Origin of the sequence: Paenibacillus qinlingensis (assembly GCF_013204845.1) — a bacterium.
GTDB lineage: Bacteria > Bacillota > Bacilli > Paenibacillales > NBRC-103111 > Paenibacillus_E > Paenibacillus_E qinlingensis.
In genome coordinates, this window is record NZ_JABMKY010000001.1 from 374,513 (window position 1) to 385,825 (window position 11,313).

The window sequence follows — 11,313 nt, forward strand, 5'->3', positions numbered from 1 at the left end:
TCCTTACATTTTACAGATAAGCTGCTAGTCTCGCTTGCAATCCCTCTGTGACCGGCAATAGTGGCAATCGTAACGCGCCTGAACCGATGACGCCTTGTTGGTGAAGCAGCCATTTGATCGGAGCGGGATTCGGCTCTTGAAATAGCAGACGAATAAGCGGAAGCAACTCCTCGAACTCTCGTCGACTGTCCTCCTGTGCCCCGTTTACGAAACTGCGAATAAAAGAAACAAACCTCTCCGTCTCCACATTCGCAGAAGCACTCATAACCCCTTTAGCGCCAGACTGCAGAGCTGCATACAGCAAAGTGTCCTCGCCACACAGGACAGGTTTAGAGCCTAATCTAGTCAATTCCGTGACCAGAGCAATATTCGGTGTACTATCCTTCATACCAATGACCCCATCGATATCTAAAATGGTCCGAACCGTATCCAGTTCAAGCGTTACCCCTGTGCGATGCGGCACATCATACAAGATCACCGGTACACCAACTCCCGCTACTTGACGGAAATGTTCAATAATCCCCTGCTGACTCGGTCTGTTGTAATAGGGAACTACAACTAAGGCAGCTTCTGCACCAAGCTTGCCTGCTTGAGCTGTTTTACGAATGGTCGAACGTGTATCGTTCGTTCCTGTTCCTACGATTAAAGGTACAGCAACGTGAGCCGCGTCACGAGCGGCTTGTGCCGTAGCGAACAATACCCCTAACTCGTCTTGCGTGATCGTTGGTGATTCTCCTGTTGTCCCATTGACAACCAATCCATCAATTTCATCTTGAAACAAATTATAAGCCTGATTATAAAAGGATGCAGCATCCACTTCAAACTCTTCATCAAAAGGTGTGACGATGGGGACATATAACCCCTGTAGGTCTTGTTCTTTTAGCAAAATAACCATCTCCCTGCCTCATTTGTTTGTACATTTACTTTAGCATGGAACTCTTCATCACAGTTAGCTATAATAAATGATAGAACTCATCAAAAATATTGATAATGAAGCGAGGCCATATATGGATCTGACGTATTTCCGCACCTTTCGGGAGGTTGCCCGTAGGAAAAGTTTCACCCGTGCTGCAGAGGAACTAGGCTATGCCCAATCAAGCATTACGATGCAAATTCAAAAGTTGGAACGTGAGTATGGTGTCCCTTTATTTGAACGGTACGGCCGGCAGTTACGCCTAACGCCACCCGGAGAAAGCTTGCTTGTGATAACGCAACAATTGTTGGAACTCTATGATCAATCCAAGGAAATGATAGCCAATCAAGTTAGCGGAACGTTGACCATCGGGACCATCAACTCGTTAGCAGCCTATTATCTGCCACCTTTTTTACAGAAACTCAAACAGCTCTATCCTGGGTTAAATATTCAACTCTATCCTGACAGCGAAGCCTCCATTCTCACCAAGGTCAAAGAAGGAGATTATGATATTGGGCTTCTATTAGATCAATATCCAGCAGATCCTTCTCTCGCTTGTACAAGTGTCCGTGAAGAACAACTCGTCTTCGTTGCCCCCTTAGATCATCCTTTAACGCAACAATCCGAAATTCAACTTGCCGACCTAGGTAATACGGAATTTATCGTCACTGAAGAAGGATGTATCTATCGAGGAAAGTTTGAAAGATTACTTAAAGACAATGCCGTTGCGCTACAGATCGGTTTCGAGCTAGGCAATGTTGAAGCCATCAAACAATGTGTGATGAGCGGCTTAGGCATCGCCTTGCTACCACGGATCACGGTAGCGAATGAGCTGGCCAATGGAAAGCTCACACAGCTTCCTTTTACGCATAGCCAACTTTCAATGGACTTACAGCTCGTGCTTCATCCTAAAAAATGGATGTCACAACCTTTACAAACGTTCATTCAATTATTGACTAAACAATCCGTAGAATGAAAAAAGAAGCTCACCTTTGTGAAAAGGTAGAGCTTCTTCTAATTTACAAGCCAATTTTAAGATTTGTACTCCAGTGCGGCGCCGATAGTACGGTAACCTGCCCAGATTCGCAAAATCTTGTGGTTTGTTACAAGACCACTTTAGTATAGAGGAATCCTACACCGTTCGTCAAATCTCGTCACAGATGCAACAATTATACCCCGTAAGCGGATGGATTAACTCTCCAAGAACGTAGGAGCTCCATATCATCTTGCTGGATCTTTCCTTTTTCCAAAGCCACTTCGAGCAACGTCGAGTAGTTAGAAAGTGTGTGTAGTGGCATTTCAGCAGCCGCAAACGCATCCGTCGCTTTGTCCAGCTGATAGGAGAAAATCGCAAGAACGCCAAGTGCCTCAGCTCCTGCATCTTTTACCGCAACCGCTGCTTTCAGCGAGCTGCCTCCTGTGGAAATCAAGTCTTCGATGACGATGACTTTTTGTCCTGGCTTCACAGAACCTTCAATCAAGTTCTCTTTACCATGACCTTTCGCCTTGTCGCGAATGTAGATCATCGGTAGACCAAGCTTCTGAGCTGCCCAAGCCGCATGTGGAATTCCAGCTGTTGCTGTTCCAGCCACAACTTCAGCTTCAGGGAATTTTTCCTTGATCAGAGCAACGAAGCCATCGGCAATCGCATCACGGATCGCTGGGTGTGACATCGTCAAACGGTTATCACAATAAATTGGAGATTTCAGTCCCGATGTCCATGTAAAAGGTTGCTGTGGACGAAGAGCCACGGCTTCAATATCTAATAACGACGCCGCAATATGTTGTGCGATTGTTTCAAGCTTACTCATACGTTCACCGTTCCTTTCAAGGTTAAAATAAAGTGCCTAGACGATTGAATCGATAATCGCTTCAATTGCTGCTCTTGGGTCCGCTGCGCCCGTGATCGGTCGCCCGATCACGACGTAGTCCGTCCCCTGAGCGAACGCCTCAGCCGGCGTCATAATGCGCGACTGGTCGCCGATGTCGGCCCCCGCCGGGCGGATACCGGGCGTCACGGTGACGAAGCCGTCACCGCACGCCGCCTTAATCGCTGTCACCTCAAGCGGTGACGCGACGACCCCGTTAAGCCCCGCGGCATGCGCCAAGCGGGCATACCGAATGACGGCCTGCTCGGTAGTACCGGCTACGCCGATCTCGTCATTCAGCACCTGCTGCGAGGTGCTGGTCAATTGCGTCACGCCGATCACGATCGGACGTGCTGCCCCTACAGCCAGCCCCTTGTCGACACCCTCCAAGGCGGCTTCCATCATGTACTTGCCTCCGGCTGCATGCACATTGAACACATCAACCCCAAGGCGCGTCACGCTCTCCGCGCCGCCCTTGACCGTGTTCGGAATGTCATGCATCTTCACGTCGAGGAACACCTTATAGCCGCGATCCTTCAGACTCGCGACAAAGGTAGGACCTGCAGCATAAAACAGCTGCATTCCTACCTTTACATAACACGGAATGCCTTCGAGCTGCTTAAGCAGCCCTTCAGCACTTTCCGCATTCGCGTAGTCCAAGGCGACCATGATGCGTCCGGTAACATCGTTTCGAGTTAACGTACTCATGTTTGGCACCATCCTTTAGACATGTATTGGCATTGCACGTGAGGAGAAGTTGATAGCTTCAAGCATATTCACTAGCGCTCTTACAGTATCAAGCGATGTCATACATACTACACCGTTCTCTACTGCTTCACGACGAATGCGGAAGCCGTCACGCTCAGGCGTTTTGCCCTTAGTCAAGGTGTTCACGACGAACTGAGCATCACCGCTGCGGATGAGGTCAAGAATGTTTGGTGAACCTTCACTAAGCTTGTTGACGGTTGTAACTGGAAGACCTGCTTGTGCAATCGCCTCGGCAGTTCCACCTGTTGCAATGATTTTGTAACCTAGGCGATAGAAGCCTTTCAAGATTTCAATCGCTTCATCTTTATCTTTATCCGCTACGGTGACCACGACGGAACCTGCAGCAGGAATCTTCATTCCAGCACCGATGAGACCTTTGTACAGGGCTTTTGCAAAATTCACATCACGACCCATAACCTCACCAGTAGACTTCATTTCAGGTCCGAGTGTCGTATCTACGCGGCGAAGCTTCGCGAAGGAGAACACTGGCACTTTGACAGAAACGTATTTATCTTCTGGCCACAGACCACCTTGGTAACCCATATCTGCAAGTGTTTGACCCATGATGACACGTGTCGCCACATTCGCCATTGGGATGTTGGTCACTTTGCTTAAGAAAGGCACTGTTCTGGAAGAACGCGGGTTAACCTCGATCACATACACTTGATCGTTATGAATAACGAACTGGATGTTTACTAGACCAATTACGTTCAACTCTAAGGCAATTTTCGTCGTGATATCGATAATTTGTTGTTTGATTTCTTCAGAGATGGATTGTGGCGGATACACAGCGATCGAGTCGCCGGAGTGAACCCCAGCACGTTCCACGTGTTCCATAATCCCTGGGATCAGAACCGTTTCTCTATCACAGATCGCGTCAACCTCTACCTCTTTACCAAGCATATAGCGGTCGATTAGAACCGGATGCTCAGGGTTGATTTTCACTGCATATTCCATGTAGCTAAGCAATTCTTCATCGGAGTAGACGATTTCCATTGCGCGTCCACCTAGCACGTAGGAAGGACGAACGATTACCGGATATCCGAACTTCGCTGCTGTACCCACTGCTTGATCCACCGATGTTACAGTACCGCCTGGAGGTTGAGCTACTGAAATTTTGCTAAGCAATGCTTCGAATTTCTTGCGATCTTCCGCTGTATCGATACTTTCTAGGTCGGAACCTAGGATACGTACGCCAGCTTTGTGTAGAGGTGCAGCTAAGTTGATAGCCGTTTGTCCACCGAACTGAACGATAACGCCAATTGGCTGCTCACGCTCAATTACGTTCATCACGTCTTCGAAGAATAATGGCTCGAAGTACAAGCGATCTGAAGTGTTAAAGTCTGTTGAAACTGTTTCTGGGTTGTTGTTGATGATAACAGCTTCATAACCAGCTGCTTGAATCGCCCATACTGCGTGAACGGTGGAGTAATCGAACTCGATCCCTTGTCCGATACGGATTGGACCCGATCCTAGAACAACTACTTTTTCTTTCGTCGTTTCGGTTACTTCATCTTCTTGCTCATATGTGGAGTAGTAGTATGGCGTTGAAGCTTCGAACTCAGCCGCACATGTATCTACCATTTTGTATACGGGCTTGATGTTGTTCTGCAAACGGAAAGTTCTTACGTCCGCTTCTTTCGTGAAAGTCGAGCAACCTGCCAATGTACGAATTTCCGCTACTGCACGGTCTGTGAAGCCTTTACGCTTAATTTCGAAAATAAGCTCAGCTGTCAAATCCTTCGCAGCAATTTCCTTTTCATACGCGATAAGTCCGCTTAATTTATTCAGGAACCACCAGTCAATTTTCGTCAAATTTTGCAGTGTTTCCACAGTATAACCCCTGCGGAACGCTTCTGCTAGTAAGAAGATACGCTCGTCGTCTGGTTTTACCAAACGTAGTTCCAATGTTTCTTTATCTAGTAAATCCGTTTCTTTCAAGAACAAGCGGTGAACACCGATTTCTAGGGAACGAATTGCTTTATGGATGGACTCTTCGAACGTACGGCCAATCGCCATAACTTCGCCAGTCGCTTTCATTTGTGTTCCTAGTTTACGGTTAGCTGCTGTAAATTTATCGAACGGCCAGCGCGGAATTTTGGAAACGATGTAATCTAGTGCTGGCTCGAAGCATGCATACGTTTGACCTGTTACTGGGTTAACCAGTTCATCCAGTGTGTAACCAATCGCAATTTTCGCTGCCATCTTCGCAATTGGATAGCCCGTTGCTTTGGAAGCAAGCGCAGAAGAGCGACTTACACGCGGGTTAACTTCAATCACATAATATTGGAAGCTATGTGGGTCTAGTGCGTACTGTACGTTACAGCCACCCTCAATTTGTAAGGCACGAATAATTTTAATGGAAGCAGAACGCAGCATTTGGTACTCACGGTCCGACAATGTTTGGCTTGGTGCTACTACGATACTGTCGCCTGTATGTACGCCAACTGGATCAAAGTTCTCCATGTTACACACTACGATACAGTTGTCGTTCGCATCACGCATAACTTCGTACTCGACTTCTTTCATACCCGCGATACTGCGCTCTACGAGACACTGACCGATTGGGCTGTAACGAATTCCGGAAGCAACGATTTCCGTCAATTCTTCCATTGTGTTACAGATACCGCCGCCAGTTCCACCTAGGGTGTAAGCAGGACGAATGATGATTGGGAAGCCAATTTCATTTGCAAAATCAACTGCTTGTGCCACTGTTGTAACGATAACGCTATCTGGTACTGGTTGCTCTAGTTCTCTCATCAAGTCTCTGAAAAGGTCACGATCTTCTGCTTTCTCAATCGCAGTAAGTTGTGTTCCGAGAAGCTTAACGTTCTCGCTTTCTAGTACACCTGCACGAGCAAGTTCAACAGCCATGTTAAGACCCGTTTGTCCACCTAGTGTTGGAAGCAAACCATCGGGACGCTCTTGACGAATGATTTGCGTAACGAACTCAAGCGTGATGGGCTCGATGTATACTTTGTCAGCCATATTCGTATCTGTCATGATCGTAGCTGGGTTGCTGTTGATCAGGATAACTTCCATACCTTCTTCTTTCAATGCTTGGCAAGCTTGCGTACCAGCGTAGTCGAACTCCGCCGCTTGACCAATAACGATCGGTCCAGAACCGATAACGAGAATCTTTTTGAGTGTATTATTTTTTGGCATATTGCAGTTCCTCCTTCACAGATGTCGATGCCGTGGAAGCATTCCACTGAGCAAGCATTTGCGCTTGGCGCGGCTGCTGTGGGTTATCTAGTTTGTGCTGACGAATCAGCGAGATGAAATCATCGAACAGGTAGCTGGAGTCGAATGGTCCAGGTGCTGCCTCTGGGTGATATTGAACAGAGAAAGCTGGGTATTGTTTGTGGCGCAAGCCTTCGATCGTGCGATCGTTATTGTTAATGTGCGTCACTTCAAGGTTCGTTCCTTGGATGGAATCTTCCTTAACCGTGTAGCCATGGTTTTGCGATGTAATGTAGCAACGTCCGGAGATCAAATCTTTAACCGGGTGGTTACCGCCGCGGTGACCGAATTTCAATTTATCTGTATCTGCTCCGCAAGCTAGTGCGAACAATTGGTGACCCAAGCAAATTCCGAATAATGGAATGTCGCCGAGCAAACCTTTAATCATTTCTACTGCGTGTGGAACATCCTTCGGATCCCCAGGGCCGTTTGAAAGCAATACACCGTCTGGTGCCAAACGACGAATTTGTTCAGCAGTTGCATTTTGTGGAACAACCACAACGTCGCAATCGCGTTTGCTAAGGTCACGAATGATACCGCTTTTTGCACCGAAGTCAACAAGTACAATGCGTTCTTTGTGTCCAGGAGCACCGAATACGCTTTTCGTGGAAACACGGGAAACTTGATCCGTCATAAGCGGCGTGTTTTTAAGAGTTGCCATCAATTCTTCAACGGATTTATTGGACGTTGTGATGATGCTTTTCATTACGCCGTAGTGACGAATTTTACGAGTCAACATGCGTGTGTCGATGCCGCTGATCCCAACGATGCCGTATTCTTTCAACAGGCTGCCAAGTGTATACTGAGCTCTCCAGTTACTTGGGATTTCTTCATGCTCACGCACAACGAAACCATGGATGAATGGACGCACGGACTCGAAGTCATCGCGAATCACACCGTAGTTTCCTTGTAGTGGATACGTCATCGTTACGATTTGTCCACAGTATGAAGGATCCGAAAGTACCTCTTGATAACCTGTAATTCCTGTATTGAATACAACCTCGCCGACGGATTCACCTTCACTACCGAACGATTTTCCTGTAAAAAGAGTGCCGTCTTCCAGCAACAATCTTGCCTGCATGTTCTTTCAACTCCTTCGCTATTGTCAGGCGGTTCTCACGAACCGCAGATGTCATGCTTACCATGTAAAGATTCAAGGACTTGCATAAAAATCAATCTTTCTGTATAAATATACACGATTTTTCATTCATCGTATAGATGCTTCTCGTGATTTAGGCTTTAAAATTGAGGCTATTTCTTGAACTTAGGAGTAAACAACTTTACCCGAAGCAATCGTGACAACCGGCCAACCTTGCAGCTCCCAACCGATGAACGGTGTGTTCTTGCTGCGTGATACGATTTCTTCTTTCAGAACGGCTTTCGTTGTATCTAGATCAACGATTGTAATGTCTGCCGCGCTGCCTACTTCTAAAGTTCCGTATGGAAGACCGAATACGTCAGCAGGCTTTTTGGTCATACGATCTACTAGGAAGCCAAGTGTCCATTTGCCTGTAAGTACAAATTTCGTATACAACAAGGAGAATGCTGTTTCAAAACCAAGGATACCGAATGGTGCTAACAACATGCCTTTCGCTTTCTCTTCTTCCGTATGCGGCGCATGGTCTGTGACGATAATGTCGATCGTGCCATCTTCCAACGCTTCGATAACAGCCTGTACATCACGAGGTGTGCGAAGCGGCGGGTTCATCTTCCAGTTTGCGTCCATTCCTGGAATGTCTTCTTCGGACAGAAGAAGATGATGCGGACACACTTCGGCAGTAACCTTGATGCCAAACTGTTTCGCGTGACGGATCAAGCGAACCGACTGCTCTGTGCTGACGTGACATACGTGGTAGTGTACCCCAGTTGCTTCCGCTAGCAATACGTCGCGGCCAACATGAATCGCTTCGGATTCATTCGGGATACCTTTCAAACCATGCTTTGTCGCGAAAGTGCCTTCGTTTACTGGGGCTCCTACAACCAATGTGTCATCTTCGCAGTGTGCGATGATTGGCATACCGAGTGATGCGGCAAGTGCCATGGCATCCTTCATCATTTGCGCGCTTTGAACGCCTACTCCATCGTCTGTGTATCCGATGACGCCTGCTTCTTTCAATGCTGCGAAGTCAGTCAGTTCGCGGCCAAGCTCGTTCTTCGTGATCGTTCCGTAAGGAATGACGCGTACAACGCCTTCAGTTGCAGCTTTATCTAATATGTAATTTACTGTATCTACCGTATCAATAACCGGTCTTGTATTGGGCATGCAGGCAATCGTTGTAAAACCGCCTCTTGCCGCAGAACGCGTTCCAGTTGCAATGTTCTCTTTATGTTCAAAGCCAGGCTCTCTTAAATGTACGTGCATATCAATGAATCCTGGTGATACAAGCTTGCCAGCAGCGTCAATGACTTCATGACCCGCTGTTTGTGGCACTTCACCAGTAGAAGCATCAACGACCTGTGCAATTTTCTCATTTTCGACTAATACATGTTTCTTCGTTTGTACATTATTTGCATCAACGGTAAGTCCGTTTAGAATCCAAATTCCCATTGTGATATTGTCCTCCTAGTATTCGTTTGGGGTCCCAGCAAAGTAATATCTAAACTCCTATCGAATCAATTCGACGTAGTATGACCGCTTTGAATGGTAAGTTTAGACGCCGATTGAGCTAAAGCTCAATGCGGACGGAATCAACTTCAGAGCTTGGCTTCACTTTGTGGGGATTTATAGGGATCTTTGATCGGAGATCAAAGTCACTCTTTTTATGATAAAGCTCGTTCGATGACAGCCATACGAATCGGCACACCGTGAGCAATTTGTGTAAAGATCTTGGACTTCTCATGTTCCACTAGTTCATCATCTAGCTCCACATTGCGATTCACGGGTGCTGGATGCATGATGATTGCATGAGGAGCCATGCGGCTTGCACGTTCGACAGTTAAGCCATATTGTGCGCGATATTCCTCAGCTGAGTTCAGCAACCCAGTGTCATGACGTTCTAACTGCACACGAAGCATCATAACGACGTCGGCTTTCAACGCTTCTTCGAAGCTGACATAAGGCGCAAACTCAGCTAGCTCAGGAGCTTGCATACTTGCTGGGGCACAGAACTGAACTTTCGCACCCAAGGCGATTAAGCCCCAGAGGTTCGAGCGAGCAACGCGGCTGTGTAGAATGTCTCCGATGATGGAGACCGTCAAACCTTTGATAGCGCCGAACTGTTTGCGCATTGTATAGAAATCAAGCAACGCTTGCGTTGGATGCTCGTTGTTGCCGTCCCCCGCGTTGATGAGCGGGATTTTGATTTTCTCAGCCAGCTCTTGCAACACACCATTAGGCTTCAGTCGAATTACACCAGCATCAATGCCCATGGATTCAAGCGTGCGCACTGTATCGTAGATGGACTCACCTTTTTGCACACTGGATTCAGCTGACGAGAAGTTCAGTACATCTGCACCAAGACGTTTCTGAGCTAGTTCGAAGGAGAAACGAGTTCTTGTACTATTTTCAAAAAATAAGTTCGAAACGAACTTGCCATGGAATTGGTTATTTACTTTGTTAGGGCTTTGTTCCCAATAGGCTGCACGATCAAGAATGCTTGTGATCTCCTCTGCACTTACGCCTTTCAGTCCCAAGAAATGTCTAGTTGTATATGTGCTCACGCTACTCACTCCTGTTTCCCCCTCTGGATAATAACTTCATCTTTATCATCAATTTCCGTTAACATCACTTCAATGCTTTCACTCTTGGACGTTGGTACATTTTTGCCCACGTAATCAGGTCGAATCGGAAGCTCTCGATGCCCTCTGTCCACAAGTACAGCCAGTTGAATCATTTGCGGTCTGCCTAAATCAATTAGCGCATCCATCGCGGCTCTTACCGTTCTGCCGGTATACAGCACATCATCAAAAAGGATGATTTTGCGATCTTGGATTTGCATTTTGCCGCCTTCTTGCACGTTCTCCACCGATCTGACTTTCACGCGATCATCGCGATAAGACGTGATGTCAATCTCGCCCACTGGAATCGGTACGCCTTCAATTTCTAGAATCCGTTCTGCTACTCGCTTCGCTAAGTAAATGCCTCGGGTCCGAATACCAATCAAGGTACAATTCTCTACACCTTTATTCTTTTCCAGTATCTCGTGTGCAATCCGCGTAAGTGCTCTACGAATTCCCATTTCATCAATAATGGTGTGTTCGGCGGTCTCATTCATCGTTTTCGCCTCCTGGCAAAACTATCTTCGTCAGCTTTCACATACGTTTCTGGTGGTAAAACCAAAAAACTCCTTGCCCAATTCTTGGCAAGGAGTTTACGAGTGCATAAAGAGATAGAGCGGGGCTGCTGGATGCGCACATCCTTAAGCTTACTGAATTCTCGACTCAGTATTACCCGACTTTTCTTATCGTTTTACCTTGCCAGCCTCTCTGGACTGTTTTTAAAGGCACATATGTAATTAAAAGAATTATGCCACTTTCGACAAGATAAGTCAATGTTTTTCGAACTTCTTTTTTTGAGCAAAA

9 protein-coding genes are annotated in these 11,313 nt (G+C 46.8%); 1 reads left to right on the forward strand and 8 read right to left on the reverse strand.

Annotated elements, in window-relative coordinates; translation table 11 throughout:
• Window positions 1-10 precede the first annotated feature (10 nt).
• Window positions 11-895: a 4-hydroxy-tetrahydrodipicolinate synthase gene (gene dapA, locus HQN88_RS01945; protein ID WP_337995210.1), complete on the reverse strand. Its 885-nt coding sequence runs from the start codon at window positions 893-895 to the stop codon at window positions 11-13.
• Between the two features lie 112 nt (window positions 896-1,007).
• Here dapA and HQN88_RS01950 point away from each other — a divergent pair, with 112 nt between their 5' ends.
• A complete protein-coding gene (locus HQN88_RS01950; RefSeq protein ID WP_173108564.1) occupies window positions 1,008-1,889 on the forward strand; it encodes a LysR family transcriptional regulator in 882 nt (293 codons plus the stop codon).
• 193 nt (window positions 1,890-2,082) lie between these two features.
• On the opposite strand, the gene pyrE is transcribed toward HQN88_RS01950, so the two are convergent.
• The 7 genes from pyrE to pyrR form a co-directional block, all read right to left on the reverse strand.
• Window positions 2,083-2,724, reverse strand: a complete 642-nt coding sequence (pyrE, locus tag HQN88_RS01955) for an orotate phosphoribosyltransferase (RefSeq protein WP_173108565.1) — start codon at window positions 2,722-2,724, stop codon at window positions 2,083-2,085.
• A 36-nt stretch (window positions 2,725-2,760) separates the two neighbouring features.
• Window positions 2,761-3,489, reverse strand: a complete 729-nt coding sequence (pyrF, locus tag HQN88_RS01960) for an orotidine-5'-phosphate decarboxylase (protein WP_173108566.1) — start codon at window positions 3,487-3,489, stop codon at window positions 2,761-2,763.
• 15 nt (window positions 3,490-3,504) lie between these two features.
• A complete protein-coding gene (gene carB, locus HQN88_RS01965) occupies window positions 3,505-6,714 on the reverse strand; it encodes a carbamoyl-phosphate synthase large subunit (protein WP_173108567.1) in 3,210 nt (1,069 codons plus the stop codon).
• Window positions 6,701-7,873, reverse strand: a complete 1,173-nt coding sequence (gene carA / locus HQN88_RS01970; protein ID WP_173108568.1) for a glutamine-hydrolyzing carbamoyl-phosphate synthase small subunit — start codon at window positions 7,871-7,873, stop codon at window positions 6,701-6,703. Before carA ends, carB begins: the two co-directional genes overlap by 14 nt.
• 183 nt (window positions 7,874-8,056) lie before the next feature.
• Window positions 8,057-9,340, reverse strand: a complete 1,284-nt coding sequence (locus HQN88_RS01975) for a dihydroorotase (RefSeq protein WP_173108569.1) — start codon at window positions 9,338-9,340, stop codon at window positions 8,057-8,059.
• A gap of 212 nt (window positions 9,341-9,552) precedes the next feature.
• Window positions 9,553-10,461 (reverse strand): aspartate carbamoyltransferase catalytic subunit, encoded by a 909-nt coding sequence (locus HQN88_RS01980; protein WP_173108570.1) that lies wholly within the window; start codon window positions 10,459-10,461, stop codon window positions 9,553-9,555.
• Complete coding sequence (pyrR, locus tag HQN88_RS01985; protein WP_171635353.1) at window positions 10,458-11,006, reverse strand: bifunctional pyr operon transcriptional regulator/uracil phosphoribosyltransferase PyrR; 549 nt, start codon at window positions 11,004-11,006, stop codon at window positions 10,458-10,460. Before pyrR ends, HQN88_RS01980 begins: the two co-directional genes overlap by 4 nt.
• Window positions 11,007-11,313 lie beyond the last annotated feature (307 nt).